Origin of the sequence: Dolichospermum sp. LEGE 00246, assembly GCF_015207865.1 — a bacterium.
Classification (GTDB): domain Bacteria; phylum Cyanobacteriota; class Cyanobacteriia; order Cyanobacteriales; family Nostocaceae; genus Dolichospermum; species Dolichospermum heterosporum.
On sequence record NZ_JADEWA010000006.1, the window covers coordinates 12,517 to 33,276 of the forward strand.

Here is a 20,760-nt window from a genome sequence, read left to right on the forward strand (position 1 = left end):
TATCAACAGCTACAGCCAACCAGCTACTTTTGATTATCGTCGCCAGTTTGAGTGCTGGACATACCATATTTACGCAGGAAGCGTTCTACACGACCTTCCGTATCAATCATTTTCTGAGTACCAGTGTAGAAAGGGTGATTTCCAGACCAAACATCTACGTGGAGTTCGGGCTTAGTAGCACCAATGGTCATAACTACTTGACCATTACAGTAGACTTTAGCATCTGGATACCATTTGGGATGAATATCAGGTTTAGCCATTGTTTTTTTGTGGGGAATCTATATAAATTTAGAACTGAGAATAGGGAACTGGAGATTGGATACTGGGTAAAAAGTTTTTCCCTCTTCCTTCTGAACTCCTGAATTCTGATAGCTTTCACGTACTGTGCTGAAGGCATAGGGTGGCGTTAGCCATACTCCTGAATTCTGAACTCCTGACTCCTGACTCCTATCTTAACGTTTCGAGTATTGAGGTGCTTTACGAGCTTTGTGTAAACCGTATTTCTTCCGTTCTTTAGCTCGTGGGTCACGAGTTAAATAGCCTTCAGTTTTCAAAGGTGAACGGTTATCTGGGTCAAGTTGACATAAAGCACGAGCAACTCCTAAACGAATAGAATCTGCTTGTCCGGTTAAGCCACCACCTTCAGCTTTCACCACGATGTCATACTCGCTTTCCAATCCCAAGGTTTCCAAAGGTGCTTTAATCGCGCCTAAGTAGTTAGGATTGAATTGGAAATACAAATCTCCATCTTTACCGTTAACAGTCATTTTCCCTTCACCGGGAACTAGACGAACTCTAGCGACAGAGGCTTTCCGACGACCAGTACCCCAATAAACAGCACGTCCGCTAGTAATTTCTGCTACCTGCATTAGTTTTCTCCAGGAATTGTACTAATTGTGATTTCTTTGGGTTGTTGTGCTGCATGAGGATGAGTTGGGCCTGCATACACTTTCAGTTTGGTAAATAACTGTTTACCCAAACTATTTTTAGGTAACATACCTTTAATAGCGTGTTCGAGAATTCTTTCTGGTAATCGCTGTTGTAACTTGGCGAAAGTTTCGGTTTTCATACCACCGGGACGACCAGAATGGCGACGGTAAAGCTTTTGAGTGCGCTTTTTACCTGTAACTGCCACTTTCTCAGCATTGATAATAATCACAAAATCCCCTGTATCTAAATGGGGAGTATATTCAGCTTTTCTTTTACCTCTGAGGATCATAGCGACTTCGCTCGCCAGACGACCCAGACGTTTATCTGTCGCGTCTACTAAGTACCAATCACGCTCAAGAGATGCTTGAGGGGGAAGGTAGGTTTTACTACTCATTTTGTTTGTCCTTTGTCAGTGCCTTGTCAAAATTCAAGGCGATAGCTTAATCATCTTAATCACACAAATCATGAAAATCATAGTTTAGACATTGATTATTCATGACTAGGTATGGTTGGGTGTCATACCAAATTTTTGGCGGAAAGGGAAAATCGGGATAACCGACTCTCAACAAGCATAACCCGTGAGCAGGTGCAGAATATTTCACTTCTTCCCGACGTTCCTGTTGCCAGATATCAGTGAAGTCATCTAGAGTCCGCTGACCAGAACCTACTTGTACTACCATTCCTATCAACAGCCGCACCATGCCATATAAAAATCCATCAGCCTGAATTTCAATATGGATAAATGATCCACTCCTACGACATTCTACTGCTTGCACTTCTACCCAGGAATGCGATCGCGCTGACCCAGCCCGTTCAAAAGCAGATAAATGGTGTTTTCCCAGCAGTGGTTTTAAGGCAGACGTAATTAAGGCTTCATCTAAAGGGGCATAATAATAATGCCAACTGAAAGGTTGTACGAATAAATTCGGTAACTCCTCAGTGTAGATAGTGTAGCGATATCGTCGGTAAATCGCGCTAAAACGAGCGTGCCAACTTTCACTTACACCTGCTGATGCCCTAATTAATATACCTGGGGGCAAGTAGCCATTGAGAACTTTTGCCCACCTATGAGCAGGAATTAAACTTGCGGCTTGAAAATGAGCTACTTGAGCGGCAGCATGGACTCCAGAATCAGTTCGACCTGCTCCGTGTAGTGTCACATGATACCCTAGCACAGTGGCTATAGCTGTTTCTATCTCTTCTTGAACAGTTCGCTGTCCTTTTTGTCTTTGCCAGCCGTGAAAATGAGTACCTATATACTGAATGACTAAGGCTACTCGCTGAGTCTGATTTTGCTGGCGGCTTTCTAACATAATTTAGTCAGTGGTCAGTGGTCAGTTGTCAGTTGTCAGTGGTTTTTCTTTGCGATTTACCAATGACCAATGACTAATAACCAATAACTTTAAACTAGTTCAATAATCGCCATTTCAGCATGATCACCGCGACGGGGGACGGTATGCAAAATGCGAGTATAACCACCTTGACGGTTAGCATACCGAGTAGGAGCTTGCTCGAATAGTGCATGAACCAGGGTTTTGTCGTAGATATAACCTAGTGCTTTCCGACGAGATGCTAAAGAGCCATCCTTAGCTAGGGTAATCATTTTATCTACTTCACTGCGGACAACTTTAGCTCTGATTAAAGTTGTAGTAATTCGACCATGACGTACCAACTCTGTTGTCAAAGCTCTGAGAAGAGCGCGACGTTGATCCGCTGGTTTACTAAGTTGTTTGACTCGGCAACGATGACGCATAACAATGCACTAATGAAGTTTCATTTATTGGGTTTTGATTTAGCTAGGCTTAGAGCTTCTTTCTTGAGGTAAAGTAATACCTAAGCGACGCTGTAAAGCTTCCACTACTTCTTCCGCTGACTTTTGACCAAAGTTTTTGATTTCTAAAAGGTCTTCTTGGGTGTAATCCAATAAGTCGGCTACGGAATTTACTTGGGCGCGTTTTAGACAGTTATAAGCTCTAACAGATAACTGTAACTCTTCAATGGGAATTTGTGCGGTAGGATCATCGGGGATATCTGAACCTGTGTCTGTTGGTTCTAAGGAGATATCTTTTAATGGGTTAAATAAATCTACCAAAATTCCAGCAGCAGATGATAGTGCTTCTTGAGGAGAAATACTACCATTAGTCCATACTTCCAAAAGAAGTCTATCTTTCAAAAAGCCATCGTCACGAGTTTCTTCAACACTATAGTTGACCTTTCGTACGGGCATAAACACTGAGTCAATTTGGAGAAAATCCAAAGATGTGGCTTCTTCTCTGCCTCGTTCTACAGTCCGGTAGCCTTTGCCTCGCTCAATCCGAAATTCCATTTCCAGTTTTCCACCCTCGGCGATGGTGGCGATATACTGGGTCGGGTCAATCACTTCTACTTCACTAGGTAAATCGAAATGTGCCACAGTTACTGTTGCCGGTCCGTTAACGAGTAACCGACCAATTTGGGGTTGAGAAGAATAACTCTTGAGAATGACATCCTTCATTCGCATGAGCATTTCCAGTACGTCTTCCCTTACCCCTGGAACTGTCGCAAACTCATGACTGACACCAGCAATTCTCACTGCTGTCACTGATGTTCCTTCTAAGTTAGAAAGTAGAACCCGCCGCAACGCGTTGCCAACAGTTGTCCCTTGACCGCGATCTAGGGGTTCTAGAACGAACTTACTGTAATAGCTCCGACTTTCCTCAGCATTAGACTCTACACATTCAATTTGAAACTGCGCCACGGAGTAGCCTCCCTCACTTCGTAAAGTCAAAATTCAAAAGTCAAAAGTCAACAGTCAACAGTCAAAAGTTGACAGTTAACTGTTAGATGAGAAAAGCTTAAACTCGACGGCGCTTGGGTGGACGGCAACCGTTGTGGGGAATTGGGGTAATATCCCGAATGAGTGTAATTTCTAATCCTGCACCTTGAAGCGCTCGAATCGCGGTTTCTCTACCTGCACCAGGACCACTCACCATAACTTCGATTTGCCGCATTCCTTGGTCTGTGGCTCGTCTAGCTGCGCTTTCAGCAGCGGTTTGTGCGGCAAAGGGTGTTCCCTTTTTTGCCCCTTTAAATCCACTAGAACCAGCACTTGCCCAGGAGATAACATCTCCATTTTGATCGGTAATTGTGACAATGCTATTGTTGAAGGTAGACTGAATGTAGGCAACCCCATTGGGTACGTTCCGTTTCTGCTTTTTGCTCCCGGATTTTTTTGTTGGTTGTCTGGCCATATTTCTTTAGTGAATTTAAGGTACAACTTGCCAATTGCAGCAAGTTTAGAGAAATTATTTACCAGGGGCTTTCTTCTTACCAGCCACTGTCTGTCTTCTACCACGTCTGGTTCTAGCGTTGGTACGGGTTCTTTGTCCACGCACTGGTAAGCCCATGCGGTGTCTCCGACCTCTGTAACAGCCAATATCAACTAAACGCTTAATATTTAGTCCTTCTAAACGGCGTAAATCTCCTTCAACTTGATAGTTGCTTTCGATTTCTCCTCTGAGGGCTGCCACATCAGCATCGGACAGTTCTTTGACGCGGGTATCTGGGTTAACACCAGTCGCTGCGAGAATTTGATGTGATCTAGTTAAGCCAATTCCGTAAATGTATGTTAGACCGATTTCAATACGCTTATCGCGGGGAAGGTCTACTCCGGAAATCCGTGCCACAATGAATCTCTCCCTATTGTTTTCGTAGTTGCAGTTAGCAAAGTGCGATCGCTTGAATTAGTCATTTAATTGTCGCGGTTTTAACTTTGCTTTGATAGATAGTTTCTATCCTTGGCGTTGTTTGTGTTTGGGATTTTCACAAATCACCATCACGCGACCACGACGCTTGATCACGCTGCACTTTTCGCAAATTTTCTTAACTGAGGCTCTGACTTTCATGCCTTTTAAAATTGACTCCAAATAGTAAATTATAGCATTTCTAGAAGAAATATTTCAGTTATGTAACTAGAAAAAGACCAGTTGATTTATGTATGGTAAGATTCTCTGTTATTGATTTATTTCTTCCGCAGGCGATAGGTGATTCTACCTTTGGTTAAGTCGTAAGGTGTTAATTCAACTTTGACGCGATCGCCAGGTAAAATCTTGATGTAATTACGGCGAATTTTCCCAGAAATGTGTGCTAGGACATTAAAGCCGTTGTCTAAGTCAACACGAAACATCGCATTAGGCAACGACTCGGTGACTGTCCCTTCCATTTCAATTAAATCTTGCTTAGACAAGTTTTTTCCTCAACTCAATAATCTCCTGTTGTCCTTGTCCACTTTCATGGGCATTAAGAACATAATTGGAGAAATATATCAACAGTTTAAACGATTTGCGGAAGTCCCCGCCTTCAATGTACTCATAAGGTGGGGATTGTGAGCAGGGGATGAGGATTGCATCTGGAATTGATTTAAAACTCAAGTAAAAACAAATTTTGGATGGATGACGAATCCCCAGGATTTTCTGGTAGGATCTTGAGTATCTTGACCACCAATGCCGTAAGCGAAAACCAAGCTGATAGGTAAGTGTTGCTAGAGAAAGATTTGGGTCTTGGGAATCAGGACTCCTGCCCTTGGAGGGAATGTTAGACCAATAGAACTACGAAGTTCAAAGAGGCTATTCCCGATGAATTGGGAAGCTCCGTCCGTCTTAGGGTGGAGTAGTTCACGCAGCTATGATATTTTTCAAATCGGTAAAAACTTCTTCTTGGGACTGATTACCGTTGACTGTGAGGAGTTTTTGGCGATCGCTGTAATAGTTAATTAAGGGTGCAGTGTCATCACGGTAAACCTCCAAGCGCCGACGAATTACTTCTTCAGTATCATCTTTTCGTCCGCGTCCTAGTAACCGGGTAATAACAGTTTCATCTGGTGCATCCAGATTGACTACTTTTTCACCACCCTGTCCTAGACTTGTGAGTAATGCTACTAGAAACTCTGCTTGTGTAACTTTACGAGGAAAGCCATCTAAAATCCAACCTGTTTTAGCATCTGGTTGTTTCAGGCGTTCTTCAACCATATCTTCTACTAATTTGTCGGGGACTAATTCGCCTTTATCCATAAAACTTTGGGCTTGTATGCCCAAATTTGTTTTGTCTTGAATAGCTTGGCGTAAAATGTCACCTGTAGAAATATGGGGAATCTGCAAAAATGCAGCCAAGGTTTGAGCTTGAGTTCCTTTACCAGCACCCGGTGGTCCCAAGAAGATTAATCGCGTCACTATTGTTTCACCATTCCTTCATATCGCTGAGAGATAACGTAAGTTTGGATTTGTTTAGCCGTATCAATTGCCACACCAACTAAAATCAACAAAGATGTCGCACCCAAACCTTTAAATGTGGGAACTTTTAAGGCACTTTCTACGGCTGTGGGAATAATTGCCACTAAACCTAAAAAGATAGCCCCTAAAAAAGTCAGTCGGTTTGTGACCTTTTCGATATACTCACTAGTAGCTTTTCCGGGACGAATACCGGGAATGCTAGAACCCATTTTTTTCAAATTCTGAGCCACGTCTACTGGGTTGAGAATCAACGAAGAATAGAAGTAACTGAAGAAAACAATGGAAGTTAAGTAAACGAGGGCATATACCCAAGGTGCAGAACCACCAGGACTTAAATAGGTATTAACAATGTTTGCTAATTCAGGATTTTTAGTGAAATTTGCGACTAAAAGTGGCAAACTCAGGATTGCGGCTGCGAAAATAATTGGCATTACCCCGCCAGAATTAAGCCGTAAGGGCAAATAACTCCGCTGTTCTGCTAAAACTCTTCTGCCTACTTGACGACGAGCAGAAATAATAGGGATGCGGCGCATTCCTTCCTGTACGAACACAATACCGACGATTGTGAACATAAAAACTAGTACAAGGACAATGACACGCCCGACAATTTCCCGTCCACCAACTTGCACCAAGTCAATGGTATCGCCCAGCGATTTGGGTAAAGAAGCCACAATGTTGACAAAAATCAACAAAGATGCCCCATTGCCAATCCCCCGTTCAGTAATCAGTTCCGATGCCCACATAACGAACATTGAACCAGCAGTTAGGGCGATCGCAGTTTCTGCGACAAATATTGGACCTGGGTTGAGAGCAAATTGTTGGAGGAATAATGCCGAAAAAGCTACACTTTGAATAATTGCCCAAACTACTGTCACATAGCGGGTAATTTGTGATATTTTCCGCCGACCTGCTTCCCCTTCATTTTTCTGGAGATTTTCTAAAGATGGCAGAGCCGCAGTGAGCAATTGGATGATAATGGAGGCATTAATAAAGGGCAAAATCCCCAAAGCAAAGATACCCAAAGTAGAGAGTCCCCGCCCAGAGAATATATCCAATAAACCGAAGATGGAATTGTTGCCCGATATAGCCTCAGCAAACTTAGGTCTATCAATTCCTGGAACAGGCAAAAATATCCCCAAGCGAACCAAAATTAAAATACCGACAGTTACAAGCAGCCTACCTCTCAGTCCGGCTGCTTGCGCCATCTGCATAAAAGTTTCTTGAGCCGTTGGGGCTTTGTCTCGACTGATCATAGAGTTTTACCTTTGAAGTCCTAACTATGATTTACGTGATTCATGATGATGAAGATGATTAAGGTATCTTGTAAACAATAACCTCTTCCCCCCAATCACGAGGTTATGGGCAGTCCTTACCCCTCATCTTTTATACAGTTTCACAACTCCCACCGGCGGCTTCAATTTTAATCCGAGCTTGACCTGTGAAAGCAGCGGCTTTTACCTGAAGAGGAACATTCAATTCCCCATTACCCAAAATTTTCAATTCACCTTTAACAGTGGTTAAGATACCCGCCGCTTTTAAGGATTCCAATGTTACTTCTGAGTTAGCAGGCAAGTTAGCTAATTTCTCTACATTAATCGTAGTGTAAATTCTCCGGTTAATCAGAGGGAAGCCCTTGAGTTTAGGTATCCGGCGGTACAATGGCTGTTGACCACCTTCAAAACCTGGTCTTGTGCCACTACCGGAACGGGATTTTTGACCCCGCATCCCTAGACCAGCACTAGCACCTTGTCCAGCAGAAATACCTCTACCTACACGCTTACGGCGTTTTTTAGAGCCTTTTTGGGGCTTAACATCATTAAGTCTCATTTTGATTTGGGATTTTAGATTTTAGATTTTGGATTTTAGATTGAGAATCTGATACAAAGGGTGACTAAATATAGAGTTTCTCAATGGCGATACCGCGATCTTCAGCAACTTCACTTAATGTCCGCAGGGTAGATAGAGCATTAACTGCGGCTCTGGCGTTGTTCAAAGGGTTATTTGAACCTAGTTGTTTAGCAAGGATATTACGTATTCCTGCTAACTCTAGTACAGTCCGTACAGCACCCCCGGCAATTACCCCTGTACCTGGTGCGGCGGGGCGCATCATGACTTTAGCTCCGCCACCGATACCATCAATGGGGTGAGGAATGGAATTGGATTTAGTGATAGGGATGTCAATTAGATGTTTTTTACCATCAGCGACACCTTTTTTGACTGCACCAATTACATCTGATGCCTTACCAACTCCGACTCCCACTTGTCCTCGTTCATTACCGACGACGACAATGGCACGGAAGCTGAGTTTTTTACCACCTTTGACGACTTTACTCACCCGGCGGATTTGGATAACTCGCTCTTGCCAGGTGGTTTCTTCTTTTTTTGTACGGCTTGCTTTACGACGACCGGTTACCATAATCAATGCTCTCTTTTAGTTGTCAGTTGTCAGTTGTCAGTTGTCAGTTGCTACTGACTACTGACGGACTTAGAAATCTAGACCAGCTTCGCGTGCCGCCTCAGCCAGTGCTTTAATGCGACCGTGATAAAGGTTGCCACCACGGTCAAAAACGACTTTAGTGATGCCTTTTTCTAGGGCGCGTACAGCTACCAATTTACCAACTTGCACTGATGCGTCACAGTTAGCACCAGAAACTACGTTAGATTTCAATTCTGGTTCTACGGTTGATGCGGCAACTATAGTTTCTTGCTTGGTATCATCAATTACCTGAGCATAAATATGCTCATTGGATCGAAATATAGCCAAACGTGGACGTTCTGGAGAACCTTTGACTTTGCCCCGAACGCGCCGATGACGACGTTGTTTTGATTCTTTGCGTGTAAGTTTCATGTTTACTTCTTACCACCCTTACCAGTCTTACCAGCTTTGCGTCTGACCACTTCACCTGCATAGCGAATACCTTTACCTTTGTAAGGTTCAGGGGGACGGACTGCACGAATTTTAGCTGCTGTATTTCCTACAATTTCTTTGTCATAACCGCTGACTATGACATTAGTAGTACCTTCTACTGCAAATTGAATTCCTTCTGGTGGTTCAATTTGCACTTTATGGCTATAACCCATATTTAAAACTAGGTTACGGCCTTCAAGTTGGGCGCGATAACCAACCCCTTGAATTTCCAAGCGACGTTGAAAACCCTGGGATACTCCCTCCACCATATTGGCCACTAAGGTGCGGCTCAGACCGTGCATTTGTCTGGAGGTGCGGGTTTCATCACGACGAGTAACTAGCAATGTTTCTCCATCTAAGGAGAGTATGACATTGTTAGGTAGTTGACGGGAAAGTTCACCTTTGGGACCTTTCACCACTACTTTGACACCATCAATCGCCACTTGCACTTTGGCGGGAATGGTAATTGGACGTTTACCAATACGAGACATGATTTTTTGTTCTTTGTCAGTTGTTTTTTGTCAGTTGTCAGTTGTTGGTTGTTTTGCCACTGACCAATGACCAATGACCAATGACGACTACCAAACGTGGCAAAGCACTTCACCGCCTAGATTTTGGCGGCGTGCTTCGCGGTCAGTCATAATCCCACTGGATGTAGAAATAATGGCAATACCGATACCGCCTAGCACTCTTGGTAGTTCTTTTCTATTGGAGTAAACACGCAAACCTGGTTTACTCACTCGTTTTAGGGCAGTGATTAGGGGTTGGCGATTTTTACCTTTGTATTTCAGGGAAATAACTAGGTTCCGCTTAATTCCTTCTCCTGCTTCTTCAACTTCCGCAATGAAGCCTTCTTCTCGCAGTACCTTGGCAATACTACGAGTCATCTTTGTAGCTGGTACTTGCGTAGTTTGATGCCTTGCCATATTGGCATTGCGGATGCGCGTCAGCATATCTGCAATTGTGTCGTTAGCCGCCATCGTTCCCTCTTTAGATGAACTTATTGATCGCGAAAGGGCATTCCCATTTCCTTAAGTAAGGCGCGGCCCTCTTCGTCGGTTTTTGCCGTGGTGATGATAGAAATATCTAAACCCCGGACTTGATCGATTCTGTCATATTCCACTTCTGGAAAAATTAGCTGTTCGCGCACACCCAGAGTGTAGTTGCCACGGCCGTCAAAGCTTTTGGGGCTGACACCGCGAAAGTCTCTGATTCTGGGTAGTGTCAGGTTAATCAGACGATCTAAAAAAGCGTACATCCGTTCGCCTCTTAGTGTCACCATAATCCCGACGGGCATACCTTGACGAATTTTAAAGCCGGCGATCGCTTTCTTTGCCCGTGTTACCACAGGTTTTTGTCCAGTAATCAGGGCTATTTCGCTGATGGATGCCTCTAGTGATTTAGCGTTTTGAGCAGCTTCTCCCAAACCTCTGTTGATAGTTACTTTAATCACCTTCGGCACTTGATGCACGTTGGTGTATTGAAACTGATTAATTAATTTGGGAGTAATTGTCTCTTGATATACGGTTTTAAGTCGTGTTATGGCCATAGTGTTTGTCCTGTTATCCCCTGGTCTTGGTCAGGGAATTTTAGATTTTGGATTTTGGATTTTGGATTTGAGATTTTGAGTTAAAAAGCTAAAATCTCATCCTAATTCACCAGCTTATTTATCTAAAATCTCACCTGTTTTTTTGAGCATTCTCACTTTCTTGCCTTCGGCGGTGAAAGTGTAGCAGACACGACTAGCAACGTTTTGCTTGGTGGAATAGAGCATCACATTGGAGCTATGAATGGGGTACTCCTGGGTGACTATTTGCCCTGATTCGCCTTCCTGCTGGGGTTTCACGTGCTTGGTTTTAATGTTGACACCTTTGACAAGAACTTTGCTCAGTTGTGGTAGTGCTTTAATCACTTCACCAACTTTACCTTTATCTTTGCCAGCGATGACTTGCACAGTATCACCAGTTTTGACGTGCATTTTATGAAAAACTTTGGGTTGTGGGCGCTTTGCCATTACAGCACCTCCGGAGCCAGAGAAACAATTTTAGTAAAGTTTTTATCGCGCAGTTCTCGAGCTACGGGTCCAAATACCCGTGTACCTCTGGGATTACCTTCTTTGTTGATAATCACTGCGGCATTATCGTCAAAACGGATGCACATACCGCTATCACGACTTATTGCTTTACGTGTTCGGACGATTACTGCTTCTACAACATCAGACTTTTTGACAGCCATGTTGGGTGAAGACTCTTTGACAACAGCGATAATTCTATCGCCTACGCCACCATAACGGCGGTTACCTGCACCTAATACGCGGATGCACATTAGTTTTTTAGCACCGCTATTATCTGCGACATTCAGATAAGATTGGGGTTGAATCACAACTGGTCTCTCTTTTGGGGTCGTTGTAAGTTAATACAACTGTTTACTATGTAGCTTTGGTGTTCAGAATTTCTGCAACTTGCCAACGCTTGGTTTTGCTCAGAGGTCTGGTTTCTTGAATCCGCACGCGATCGCCTGTTTTACAGGTATTTTCTTCGTCGTGAACTTTATAGCGGCGGGTTTGAACTACGATTTTGCCGTACTTGGGGTGAGGAGCGCGGTTTTCTATGGCTACTACCACAGTTTTTTGCATTTTATCGCTCACTACCAAGCCAACTCGTTCTTTGACTGCCATAATTTCCTACTTTTGCTCTTGGTCTGAAAGACTTGCTGCCCGTTTCCGTTCTCCTTCTACTGTCAGCAATTGGGAGAGACGATGGCGTGCGTGTTTGAACTGGTGAGGCTTTTCTAGTTGTCTTGTGGCTTTTTGCAAGCGCAACTGGAACAATTGTCTCTTAACGGCGACAATTTCCTCGGCCAGTCTTTCGTCATTTAATTCTCTAGCTTCCGCAATCTTGGGAAGAGGCATAACCTACTCCTGCTCCTGTGGTTGAGAGCGCACAATAAATTTGGTCTTAATTGGTAACTTAGCGTCAGCCAATCGCATAGCTTCGCGGGCAATTTCTTCAGTAACGCCGCCAATTTCAAACATGATCCGGCCTGGCTTGACTACGGCTACCCAAAATTCTGGGTTACCTTTACCAGAACCCATCCGGGTTTCAGCAGGACGCATGGTGATTGGTTTGTCAGGGAAAATCCGAATCCAGATTTTGCCACCCCGGCGAATATACCGAGTCATTGCCCGACGGGAAGCCTCGATTTGCCGTGAGGTAATCCAAGATGGTTCTTGGGCTTGGAGTCCAAAATCCCCAAAGTTGAGGGTACTGCCTCGGCTGGCAAGACCTTCCATGCGTCCGCGTTGTTGTTTGCGGAATTTAGTTCTTCTAGGACTTAACATGATTTGTCAGTTGTCGGTTGTCAGTTGTCAGTTGTCAGTTGTCAGTTTTTTTGCCACTGACTATTGAGCATTGACTAGGATTCATTGGAGCGGTCTTCAAACTGTTGACGACGACGTTGTTGTTGTCGGCGACGGGGTTCGCGGTCACGGTCACGATCGCCACGGTCACGGTCACGTTCTCTGGCGGGTTGGGCGGGAGCTTGTTCCTGACCAGGAATAATTTCTCCTTTAAATACCCAAACTTTAATGCCGAGAATCCCGTAAATTGTCTTAGCTGTGCAGCCAGAATAGTCAATGTCAGCGCGTAAGGTGTGGAGAGGAACTCGACCTTCACGAGTCCACTCAGAGCGGGCAATTTCTGCACCGTTGAGCCGACCACCGACTTGAACTTTGATTCCTTGTACACCTGCTCTTTGAGCGCGTTGAATTGCTTGACGCACTACTCGGCGGAAGGAAACCCGACGTTCTAATTGTTGAGCAATGTATTCGGCAATCAGGTAAGCATCAGCATCAACTCGTTGGACTTCAACAACGTTAATGCGAATTTGGCGATTACCACCCAAAGCTCCTTGTAGTCCAAGACGCAATGATTCAATACCTTGACCACCCCGACCTACAACCACACCTGGTCTAGCTGTACGAACTTCTAGGTCAATTTGATCCGCTTTACGCTCGATTCTCACTTCGGAAATACCGGCGTTATTTTGAGCGTATCTACCTAGTTTTTGTTCAATGTATTGACGGAGTTTGTAGTCTTCCTGTAGAAGTTCTGGATAACGGTCAGGTTCTGCAAACCAACGGGATTGGTGTTCTTGAGTTATACCCAGTCGAAACCCGACTGGATGAATTTTCTGTCCCACAAAAGCTTCCTCTAAAATTTCTTACTGTACGCAATTTTTTTGTGCCTGTCTGGCTGTTTACTCAGCAGTAGCGCCAGCGGAAACAGCAACAGTGATATGGCACGTTGGTTTGCGAATTTGGTAAGCTCGACCTTGCGCTCTGGGTTGAAACCGTTTTAGCACTGGTCCTTGGTCAGCATAGGCTTGACTAATCACCAAACTGGCTCTGTCCAAACCAGCATTATGCTCTGCGTTAGCTGCGGCACTTCTGAGAACCTTTAAGATAGGGTCACAAGCACCATAGGGCATGAATTCGAGAATGATTAGTGCTTCTCTGTATGAACGCCCGCGAATTTGGTCAAGTACACGGCGCACTTTATAGGGAGAAATGCGTATATAACGGGCGATCGCCTTAACTTCAGTAGTGTCAGTTGCCATTTTCATAACTTACTCTATGTTTGTCAGTTGTCTATTGTCAGCGGTTGTCAGTTGCAAGAGGACTAAATGACCACTGACTACTGACTAATGACTATCTCCCTGATTTTTTGTCACTTTTGCCATGACCTCTGTAGGTACGGGTAGGAGCAAATTCTCCTAACTTATGTCCTACCATTTGTTCATTGACAAATACAGGAACGTGCTGCCGTCCATTATGAACAGCGATAGTATGACCTACCATCAAGGGCAAAATGGTCGAAGCTCTCGACCAAGTTTTAACCACTTGTTTTTCATCTTTTGCGTTTAACTTCTCAATTTTCTTGAGCAGATGGTCAGCAACAAAAGGACCTTTTTTTAAAGAACGACCCATAGTTCAATTTTGGATTTTGGATTTTGGATTTTGAATTTCTTAATTTTGGATTTTGGATAATTAAGCTGTCTTAATATTAGGCTTCAAAAACTTTGAACACTTAAAAATAGACTCAATCTAAAATCCAAAATTTAAAATCTAAAATTCTAAGACTGACGGCCACCACGACCACGTTTAGATGATTTGCGGCGACGACGGATAATCAACTTAGTGCTGGCTTTTTTGCGCTTACGTGTCTTCGCCCCTAAAGTGGGTTTACCCCAAGGTGTTACAGGACCGGATCTACCGATAGGCGCTCTACCTTCACCACCACCATGTGGGTGATCCACTGGGTTCATGGCACTACCTCTAACCTTGGGACGACGGCCTTTCCAGCGATTTCGTCCAGCTTTACCAGCACTGAGGTTTCTTGCGTCTGTATTACCGACTTGTCCAATGGTGGCGTAGCAATCACGCCGAATCAACCGGACTTCACCTGAAGGTAACTTCAATGTCACATAGTTGCCTTCTTTAGCAACAACTTGTGCTACTGCACCGGCAGCACGGACAATTTGACCACCTTTACCTGGGGTCATTTCGACGTTGTGAACACCAGTACCCAAGGGAATATTCGATAAAGGTAAGGCATTACCATCTTCGATGGGTGACTCAGGGCCAGCAATGATCTTTGTGCCTACGGTCATGCCATTTGGTTGCAAGATGTAACGTTTTTCGCCATCTTCATACAACAACAAAGCGATCCGCGCATTCCGGTTAGGATCGTATTCAATGGCTGTAACTGTAGCCGGGATATTCCGCTTATCTCGTTTGAAGTCAATAATGCGGTAAAGTTGTTTGTGTCCGCCACCCCGACGACGGCTGGTTATCCGCCCTTGATTGTTCCGACCTTTGGGACGATGAACTGATTCAGTTAATGATTTTTCTGGTTCAGTTTTCGTAATTTCGGCAAAGTCAGAGATGATTACTTGGCGAGTACTGGGGGTATAAGGGCGATAAGAACGAGTACCCATAGTTCAGTTTTGGAGTTTTGATTTTTGATTTTGGAGTCAGGATTTTTTGATTTCAATTTCCGATTTTTAATTGTTGTTTGGCATTTTCTTGATTTATTAGCCCAATCTAAAATCTAAAATTTAAAATCTAAAATTTTTAGACTTCTGGGAAGAGAACTTTTCTGATTTTTTCTTCGTCCCCAGGAGCAACAGTAACAATAGCTCGCTTGTATTGGGGTTTGTATCCAATAAATCTACCTACCCGTTTTTGTTTGCGGGGTGGGTTAGCGGTATTGATTTTGACGACCTTAACTGCAAATAGGTCTTCAATTGCGGCTCTAATTTGTGGTTTGGTGGCTTTAGGAATTACTTCAAATGTGTATTTGTTTTGTTCCATGAGCATGGTCGCTTTTTCGGTGAGAATGGGGCGACGCACTAAATCCGGTAGATCACGGGTGGCAACTACTTTAGGCACTGTAGACCTCCTGGATCTTCTCTAGGGTTGATGATGTGACGATAATTTTGTCAGCATGGAGCAAATCGTAAACGTTTAACTGGTCGGCAGGAATCAGTTTTAAGTTTTCGATATTGCGAGCTGATAAAAGCACGTTTTCTGCAATTTCAGACAAAATCAATAGTGCTTTTTGTTCTGGTGCAGCGCCCCATCTAGCTAATGCTGCTACGAGATCCTTGGTTTTAGGACGCTGTAATTCGTTGCTAAATTCTTCAACAACAATTAAATCTTCAGCACGACTAATAAAGGCTGTCCGCAATGCCAATCGGCGTTCTTTGCGGTTCATTTTTAGGTCGAAGTCTCTGGGTTTTGGTCCAAAGATCACACCGCCTCCACGCCACAATGGTGAACGGATAGAACCAGCCCGGGCGCGACCTGTGCCTTTTTGCCGCCAAGGTTTACGACCACCACCGCGAACTTCTGCACGAGTCTTGGTGCTGGCAGTTCCCTGGCGAGAATTGGTCATTTGTCTGACTAGGGCGCGGTGTACGATATGCGCCGCTGTTGTTTCTTTGGCAACTCGTAAGTCGAAGTTTGTCTCTCCAACTTGCTCTCCTTGCCAATTTTTAATTACACTCTCTACCATCTTTGTGTCCTTTGTCAGTTGTCTTTTGTCAGTTGCCGGTTGTCTTTTTTTGTCACTAACCAATGACTACTAAGCAATGACTAAATGACTATTTTTTACCAACTATAGTTGCAGGAACGACGCTGACTAAGGCTCCTGGTTTGCCAGGAATAGCTCCTTTAATCAGGATTAAGTTGCGTTCTGCATCTACTCGTACTACTGTCAATTTGCGAATTGTGACACGAGTACCGCCTAAACGTCCTGCCATCCTTTTACCAGGATAAACACGACCTGGGGTTGTACCAGCACCGATAGAACCTGGCGCTCTATGGTTTTTGGAACCGTGTGACATGGGACCGCGACCAAAGTTGTTCCGCTTTTGGTTGCCGGCAAAACCGCGACCAATACTCGTACCAACTACATCTACAATTTCACCTGCACTAAAAATATCTGCTTTAATTTCTTGACCTAAAGCATAATCACCAGCGCTATCGGTGCGATATTCATTCAGATGACGGACTGCTGGAGCGGATGATTTAGCCAAATGTCCCAACAGTGGTTTGTTCAGTGCCTTGGGTTTGACTTCGCCATAACCAACTTGAATGGCAGAGTAACCGTCGGTCTGTTTCGTTTTAACTTGCGTAACGGTGCATGGACCGGCTTTGACGACGGTAACAGGAATAGAGACTCCTGCTTCATCAAAGATTTGGGTCATGCCCAGTTTGGTGCCGAGAATACCTACAGACACAGTTACTGGTTCTCCTTTCGTTTTATTTTTTTGGGCTAAACCTGGAAGTCGAATGGGGACTGGTTTTGCTACTGTCGCTTGAGTTTAAACTTTACCTCTAAAATTTGGACTGGCGTTAGACAGTGCAAATTCTTGGCGACGCAACAGTTTTTGTCCCTTTTGTTTTAGTGAATTTGTTTATTTTCACTTACTCAATCACAATAACAGGAATAACTGCCTACTCTATTGAGAAGGGATTACTTCTGGAATTCAATGCGAGGCTTGATGGCTTTGCGCTGTGTGCAGCAATGCTTTCGTCCAAGCAGTTGCTTTGGCACTCTACCGTTGTAGCAGGACTTAAGTGGTTATTGACCCTCAGTATCCTTTTCCTTAGTCTTAACATCATGCCATGAAACCAACATTATTGCTAAGGAACTACTTATTTTCATGCCCTAAACTATTGTTTAAGGTTTTGCCTAATTTTTTTAGGATTTACGGGAGTGATTTGGTGTGGGAGCTTAAATATGACTTTGGCTCTTTATTTGACCTGAAAGCTTTTTTAGTTTAGCAGTCTCTTATGAAGTGAGCCAGTTTTATTCTTTTGGGGAAACTAACTAGAAACTCAGATGCTAGGACTAACTAGGAAGTCTAAATAAGAAAGATGGCTATCTAATTACACTATTCGGTCACAATCTAATAATATAAACTATTCGTTAATTTTTGTCTAGTATTTTTTTGCTCTGTTATGGGATGCTGAGATGTGGGTAGGGAAAATCACCCATGTTCCGGCTGTGAATTTTCAAAATTGTTGAAAATATGCAGGTTCATTTAACTTAATCTACCACTAGAGAGTGAATAATAGAGATATCTAAGTGGGATAGGAAGAAAATATATGGCACTAATTACCACTGGCAACGGTTTCATCCGCAATTTGGAGAAATTTGGGGCGTTGGGTGTTTATGTTCCTCTGGAAGGGGGCTATGAAGGTCGGTATCTGCGCCGATTACGGGCGGCTGGCTATGTTAGCCTCCACATTACTGCAAGAGGACTGGGTGATGTGGCTGCATATCTGACGCAAGTTCATGGTGTCAGACCACCACATTTAGGCAAAAGAAGCAATAGTAGTGGTGCGGCTGTGGGTGATGTATATTATTTACCACCAATGATCAGTTCCCATTTGGCACAATTACCTCCTAAGTCTAAGGGGTTGGTGTTGTGGATTATTGAGGGATATATTCTTTCTGATCAGGAAGTTGAGTATTTGATGAATTTGCCTAAGTTAGAACCAAGGGTTAAAGTGGTAATTGAGAGAGGTGGCGATCGCACTTTCCGCTGGACTCCTTTGGAAAAGACACTATTAGCTAGTTAGAAGAATTGTAAGGGTGGGAAACCCCCGCCCCTACAGTTTGTTTGGGGATATCTTAATTCTGTATTTCCTGTTGTACCCAAGTACGGAAAGATTTTTCAGCTTGGACTTCATCTATTTGGCAATCTTGCAAAAATTGATAAAGTTTTTCTTTGGTGATTATAGAAAATGTGGGACTTTTTTCTCCTTCAACATATTGATGATTTTGAAGTTGATAAATTTGCAATGTTTCACCGTTATAACGCCAAAATTCGGGTACACCCATGCTGGCATAAAACTGGAGTTTATTGATGTCAGTATGAGTAATATCTACTTCCACAATTAAGTCGGGTGGTGGATCTTCGTTTAAATCAACTTTTTTTCCAACTACTTGAGGTTGATTTTGAATGTAATAACAATTATCCGGTTCAGCACTTCTTTGTAAATCATCACGATTTAAGGTAGTTGAACCCATTGTTTTAATTTTCAAACCCATTTCCACTACCAAAATGCGGATGAATAGTTCAATTAATCTGGTAGCACTTTCATGTTCTTCTAATGGCATGGTAATTTCTAATGTCCCTTGATCATAGATAAGTCGAGAAGAACGACTTTGCCCTAATGCTGCTAAAATTTGCTGATAATTTTGCCAACTGATATTGTGGAAAACTACTCGCTGTTCTGCTGGGGTAGTTTCTGGAGTAATATTGTTTGGTTTAGTGATTGTACTAACCATAGTTGCCTTTAAATTTAGCTTAATATAGAACTCATATTTGATTTTTGAAAAAAATTAGGTATTGTAGGGTGCGTCAGATATTAAAAATCTGTTTATTGATAGAATTTATGCGGTCTGACGCACCCTACGTATCTTTTCATAAATCAAATATTATTCCTATAGTTATTATAATATATTACGCAAAAGCGAGAACTGAGTGAATTTAAATTTGTCTACTCCCTTACAATTAATTGGGCGTTCTGTAGAGTTTCAGCGGATTATTGAAATCCTGGCAAAAGATGGTGATTTGTTAATTACTGGAGTTCCTGGTAGTGGGAGACGCACTTTAGTGAGAGGTGCAGCACAGGAGGTGAATACAGTTATCTTGGAAATAGACTGTATTCGCGCTACGGAAGCGGAGAGATTTGTGCAATTACTAGCGGAAGCGATTAGTCAAAACTGGGAAGCGGAAAAAATTCAAAATTGGTTAAATGAAAATACTTCGGCATTTTTTACTTTTAATTCGGAAACTCAACTAAAAGTGATTCGTTCTTTGGAACAAGAACAACTATGGCAAGCATTCGCCAATTTGTTAGACTTATTGGAAATAATGGCGGTTGATTTAAATCAAAGAATATTACTGATTTTACAAAGTTTTCCCCATATTCGTTCTTGGGATCGTCATGGTTTATGGGAAACTACATTTAGAAAAGAAGTTAAGGCTTATCCTCATGTTAGTTATGTATTAATAGCCACGATTGCTGAATCTAGCCAACAGCCAGATGATACTAATTATCCGATAGAAACTATTCAATTAGCGCCTTTAGCTAAGGACGTTGTAGCCTTGTGGGCGAGGGAAATTTTACATACAAAGGGTTTTACTTTTGATTGTCATAGTCAGGCTTTACAGCTATTTTTAGAGGCAGTACAGGGACATATTGGAGACGGGATGGCGATTATTCGGCGGTTGTCTGGGTCGCGTTGTGCAGATGGATTAATTCGGGAGGAAGATGTGCAAAAGGCTATAGCCGGATTATTGAAAGATTTATCTATGACTTATGAATCTTTGCTGATGTTGTTACCGGCAAATCAGGTACATTTATTAGAATCTTTGGCTATTGATCCTACTGATAAACCTCAGAGTAAGGAGTATATTCAAAAGCATGGACTTTCACGGGGTGGGAGTCTGCAAGGTGCTTTGACTGGTTTGCAGCATAAGGGTTTAATTTATGATGCTGAACATGGTTATCGGTTAGCTATGCCTTTGTTGGCTTTGTGGTTGCGGGAACGGTTAGGTTAATTTTGTTTCTCACGCAAAGGCGCAAAGACGCAAAGGAAGAAGGTTATGATTCTGGTAAAAATTCAGGTTCTAATATTTGTGTGATTGCATAATGACAATTTTCTGGAAAGGTTTCATAGGGGAGGTTTGTTTCTTTGACTGCTAAGTTAATTCCGTCTTGATAACCTAATGAAAAGGCTTCTTCTAAATAGGATTTTAAGCTGGGACTATCTGCTAATATTCGGTTGATTTGAGTCCGTTGTTCTCGAATTGTTGCTAACCAACTATTACTACGTTTTTCTGGTTGATATTGCCATTTTAGTAAGTGTCCTAATAACAAGGCTAAAAGGTTGGTTAATTCTCTTCTTTCTTGTCTTCCCAATGTTTCTATCTCTTCAATTAAGTTGAGTTTATCGAGTGTTTCCCATTTTTCTTCTCTGAGTAGTTGTGCTTGTGTTTTTGTCCATCCATAAAAATCAGAATTGTACAGTGTATTCATGGTTTTTACCTGTAAACTACTATATATTATTTAAT

Annotated in this window: 34 protein-coding genes; 2 read left to right on the plus strand and 32 right to left on the minus strand. The window is 42.9% G+C overall.

What is annotated here, in order from left to right:
* Window positions 1-23: 23 nt before the first annotated feature.
* The 30 genes from rpmE to rplC all read right to left on the minus strand — a co-directional run bounded on the left by rpmE (window position 24) and on the right by rplC (window position 16,908).
* Entirely contained in the window at window positions 24-260 is a 237-nt protein-coding gene (rpmE, locus tag IQ228_RS00795) for a 50S ribosomal protein L31 (protein ID WP_039201059.1), read from the minus strand.
* A gap of 192 nt (window positions 261-452) precedes the next feature.
* Window positions 453-869, minus strand: coding sequence for a 30S ribosomal protein S9 (rpsI, locus tag IQ228_RS00800; protein ID WP_039201058.1), 417 nt, complete (start codon window positions 867-869; stop codon window positions 453-455).
* A complete protein-coding gene (gene rplM / locus IQ228_RS00805) occupies window positions 869-1,324 on the minus strand; it encodes a 50S ribosomal protein L13 (protein WP_027402083.1) in 456 nt (151 codons plus the stop codon). The genes rpsI and rplM overlap by 1 nt, the downstream gene beginning before the upstream one ends.
* 55 nt (window positions 1,325-1,379) lie before the next feature.
* Entirely contained in the window at window positions 1,380-2,243 is an 864-nt protein-coding gene (gene truA / locus IQ228_RS00810; protein ID WP_193961964.1) for a tRNA pseudouridine(38-40) synthase TruA, read from the minus strand.
* Window positions 2,244-2,332: 89 nt separating this feature from the next.
* Complete coding sequence (gene rplQ, locus IQ228_RS00815) at window positions 2,333-2,683, minus strand: 50S ribosomal protein L17 (protein WP_027402085.1); 351 nt, start codon at window positions 2,681-2,683, stop codon at window positions 2,333-2,335.
* A gap of 39 nt (window positions 2,684-2,722) precedes the next feature.
* The gene (locus tag IQ228_RS00820) at window positions 2,723-3,667 is read right to left on the minus strand and encodes a DNA-directed RNA polymerase subunit alpha (RefSeq protein ID WP_027402086.1); all 945 of its coding nucleotides are present in this window, start codon (window positions 3,665-3,667) and stop codon (window positions 2,723-2,725) included.
* A 97-nt stretch (window positions 3,668-3,764) separates the two neighbouring features.
* Window positions 3,765-4,160 (minus strand): 30S ribosomal protein S11, encoded by a 396-nt coding sequence (rpsK, locus tag IQ228_RS00825; protein WP_015079191.1) that lies wholly within the window; start codon window positions 4,158-4,160, stop codon window positions 3,765-3,767.
* Window positions 4,161-4,214: 54 nt separating this feature from the next.
* Entirely contained in the window at window positions 4,215-4,595 is a 381-nt protein-coding gene (gene rpsM, locus IQ228_RS00830) for a 30S ribosomal protein S13 (protein WP_027402087.1), read from the minus strand.
* Between the two features lie 105 nt (window positions 4,596-4,700).
* Window positions 4,701-4,814, minus strand: a complete 114-nt coding sequence (gene rpmJ, locus IQ228_RS00835) for a 50S ribosomal protein L36 (protein ID WP_015079193.1) — start codon at window positions 4,812-4,814, stop codon at window positions 4,701-4,703.
* A 116-nt stretch (window positions 4,815-4,930) separates the two neighbouring features.
* Window positions 4,931-5,155, minus strand: a complete 225-nt coding sequence (gene infA / locus IQ228_RS00840) for a translation initiation factor IF-1 (protein ID WP_006276978.1) — start codon at window positions 5,153-5,155, stop codon at window positions 4,931-4,933.
* Window positions 5,156-5,582: 427 nt separating this feature from the next.
* Window positions 5,583-6,137 (minus strand): adenylate kinase, encoded by a 555-nt coding sequence (locus IQ228_RS00845; RefSeq protein WP_027402088.1) that lies wholly within the window; start codon window positions 6,135-6,137, stop codon window positions 5,583-5,585.
* Window positions 6,137-7,450, minus strand: coding sequence for a preprotein translocase subunit SecY (gene secY / locus IQ228_RS00850; protein ID WP_027402089.1), 1,314 nt, complete (start codon window positions 7,448-7,450; stop codon window positions 6,137-6,139). The genes IQ228_RS00845 and secY overlap by 1 nt, the downstream gene beginning before the upstream one ends.
* 130 nt (window positions 7,451-7,580) lie before the next feature.
* Window positions 7,581-8,024 (minus strand): 50S ribosomal protein L15, encoded by a 444-nt coding sequence (gene rplO / locus IQ228_RS00855; protein ID WP_027402090.1) that lies wholly within the window; start codon window positions 8,022-8,024, stop codon window positions 7,581-7,583.
* Between the two features lie 64 nt (window positions 8,025-8,088).
* Window positions 8,089-8,613 carry a 30S ribosomal protein S5 gene (gene rpsE, locus IQ228_RS00860; protein WP_027402091.1) on the minus strand — a complete coding sequence of 175 codons (525 nt, stop codon included), beginning with the start codon at window positions 8,611-8,613 and terminating at the stop codon, window positions 8,089-8,091.
* A 69-nt stretch (window positions 8,614-8,682) separates the two neighbouring features.
* Window positions 8,683-9,045: a 50S ribosomal protein L18 gene (rplR, locus tag IQ228_RS00865; RefSeq protein ID WP_027402092.1), complete on the minus strand. Its 363-nt coding sequence runs from the start codon at window positions 9,043-9,045 to the stop codon at window positions 8,683-8,685.
* Window positions 9,046-9,047: 2 nt separating this feature from the next.
* Entirely contained in the window at window positions 9,048-9,596 is a 549-nt protein-coding gene (rplF, locus tag IQ228_RS00870) for a 50S ribosomal protein L6 (RefSeq protein ID WP_027402093.1), read from the minus strand.
* Between the two features lie 87 nt (window positions 9,597-9,683).
* The gene (gene rpsH, locus IQ228_RS00875; protein ID WP_027402094.1) at window positions 9,684-10,085 is read right to left on the minus strand and encodes a 30S ribosomal protein S8; all 402 of its coding nucleotides are present in this window, start codon (window positions 10,083-10,085) and stop codon (window positions 9,684-9,686) included.
* Between the two features lie 20 nt (window positions 10,086-10,105).
* Window positions 10,106-10,654 carry a 50S ribosomal protein L5 gene (gene rplE / locus IQ228_RS00880; protein ID WP_027402095.1) on the minus strand — a complete coding sequence of 183 codons (549 nt, stop codon included), beginning with the start codon at window positions 10,652-10,654 and terminating at the stop codon, window positions 10,106-10,108.
* Between the two features lie 114 nt (window positions 10,655-10,768).
* On the minus strand, window positions 10,769-11,119 hold the full coding sequence (gene rplX, locus IQ228_RS00885; protein WP_027402096.1) for a 50S ribosomal protein L24: 351 nt from the start codon (window positions 11,117-11,119) through the stop codon (window positions 10,769-10,771).
* Entirely contained in the window at window positions 11,119-11,487 is a 369-nt protein-coding gene (gene rplN, locus IQ228_RS00890) for a 50S ribosomal protein L14 (RefSeq protein ID WP_027402097.1), read from the minus strand. The genes rplX and rplN overlap by 1 nt, the downstream gene beginning before the upstream one ends.
* A gap of 46 nt (window positions 11,488-11,533) precedes the next feature.
* Complete coding sequence (gene rpsQ, locus IQ228_RS00895; RefSeq protein ID WP_027402098.1) at window positions 11,534-11,782, minus strand: 30S ribosomal protein S17; 249 nt, start codon at window positions 11,780-11,782, stop codon at window positions 11,534-11,536.
* A gap of 6 nt (window positions 11,783-11,788) precedes the next feature.
* On the minus strand, window positions 11,789-12,016 hold the full coding sequence (gene rpmC, locus IQ228_RS00900) for a 50S ribosomal protein L29 (protein ID WP_027402099.1): 228 nt from the start codon (window positions 12,014-12,016) through the stop codon (window positions 11,789-11,791).
* Window positions 12,017-12,019: 3 nt separating this feature from the next.
* Window positions 12,020-12,445, minus strand: a complete 426-nt coding sequence (gene rplP / locus IQ228_RS00905; protein WP_027402100.1) for a 50S ribosomal protein L16 — start codon at window positions 12,443-12,445, stop codon at window positions 12,020-12,022.
* Window positions 12,446-12,519: 74 nt separating this feature from the next.
* Window positions 12,520-13,305, minus strand: a complete 786-nt coding sequence (gene rpsC / locus IQ228_RS00910; protein ID WP_027402101.1) for a 30S ribosomal protein S3 — start codon at window positions 13,303-13,305, stop codon at window positions 12,520-12,522.
* Between the two features lie 57 nt (window positions 13,306-13,362).
* The gene (gene rplV, locus IQ228_RS00915; RefSeq protein WP_027402102.1) at window positions 13,363-13,722 is read right to left on the minus strand and encodes a 50S ribosomal protein L22; all 360 of its coding nucleotides are present in this window, start codon (window positions 13,720-13,722) and stop codon (window positions 13,363-13,365) included.
* Window positions 13,723-13,813: 91 nt separating this feature from the next.
* Entirely contained in the window at window positions 13,814-14,092 is a 279-nt protein-coding gene (rpsS, locus tag IQ228_RS00920) for a 30S ribosomal protein S19 (protein WP_027402103.1), read from the minus strand.
* Window positions 14,093-14,238: 146 nt separating this feature from the next.
* The gene (rplB, locus tag IQ228_RS00925) at window positions 14,239-15,102 is read right to left on the minus strand and encodes a 50S ribosomal protein L2 (protein ID WP_027402104.1); all 864 of its coding nucleotides are present in this window, start codon (window positions 15,100-15,102) and stop codon (window positions 14,239-14,241) included.
* Between the two features lie 136 nt (window positions 15,103-15,238).
* The gene (locus IQ228_RS00930) at window positions 15,239-15,556 is read right to left on the minus strand and encodes a 50S ribosomal protein L23 (RefSeq protein WP_027402105.1); all 318 of its coding nucleotides are present in this window, start codon (window positions 15,554-15,556) and stop codon (window positions 15,239-15,241) included.
* Complete coding sequence (gene rplD / locus IQ228_RS00935) at window positions 15,549-16,181, minus strand: 50S ribosomal protein L4 (RefSeq protein WP_027402106.1); 633 nt, start codon at window positions 16,179-16,181, stop codon at window positions 15,549-15,551. The genes IQ228_RS00930 and rplD overlap by 8 nt, the downstream gene beginning before the upstream one ends.
* An 88-nt stretch (window positions 16,182-16,269) precedes the next feature.
* On the minus strand, window positions 16,270-16,908 hold the full coding sequence (rplC, locus tag IQ228_RS00940) for a 50S ribosomal protein L3 (RefSeq protein ID WP_027402107.1): 639 nt from the start codon (window positions 16,906-16,908) through the stop codon (window positions 16,270-16,272).
* Between the two features lie 871 nt (window positions 16,909-17,779).
* Between rplC and IQ228_RS00945 the strand changes: the two genes are divergently transcribed.
* Window positions 17,780-18,256 carry an NAD(P)H-quinone oxidoreductase subunit N gene (locus tag IQ228_RS00945; protein ID WP_027402108.1) on the plus strand — a complete coding sequence of 159 codons (477 nt, stop codon included), beginning with the start codon at window positions 17,780-17,782 and terminating at the stop codon, window positions 18,254-18,256.
* Between the two features lie 52 nt (window positions 18,257-18,308).
* On the opposite strand, the gene IQ228_RS00950 is transcribed toward IQ228_RS00945, so the two are convergent.
* Window positions 18,309-18,968 (minus strand): Uma2 family endonuclease, encoded by a 660-nt coding sequence (locus IQ228_RS00950; RefSeq protein ID WP_051424280.1) that lies wholly within the window; start codon window positions 18,966-18,968, stop codon window positions 18,309-18,311.
* A gap of 196 nt (window positions 18,969-19,164) precedes the next feature.
* Between IQ228_RS00950 and IQ228_RS00955 the strand changes: the two genes are divergently transcribed.
* On the plus strand, window positions 19,165-20,247 hold the full coding sequence (locus tag IQ228_RS00955; protein WP_193961965.1) for an ATP-binding protein: 1,083 nt from the start codon (window positions 19,165-19,167) through the stop codon (window positions 20,245-20,247).
* Window positions 20,248-20,290: 43 nt separating this feature from the next.
* Here IQ228_RS00955 and IQ228_RS00960 read toward each other — a convergent pair whose 3' ends face one another.
* Window positions 20,291-20,725, minus strand: a complete 435-nt coding sequence (locus tag IQ228_RS00960; RefSeq protein WP_193961966.1) for a DUF29 domain-containing protein — start codon at window positions 20,723-20,725, stop codon at window positions 20,291-20,293.
* Window positions 20,726-20,760 lie beyond the last annotated feature (35 nt).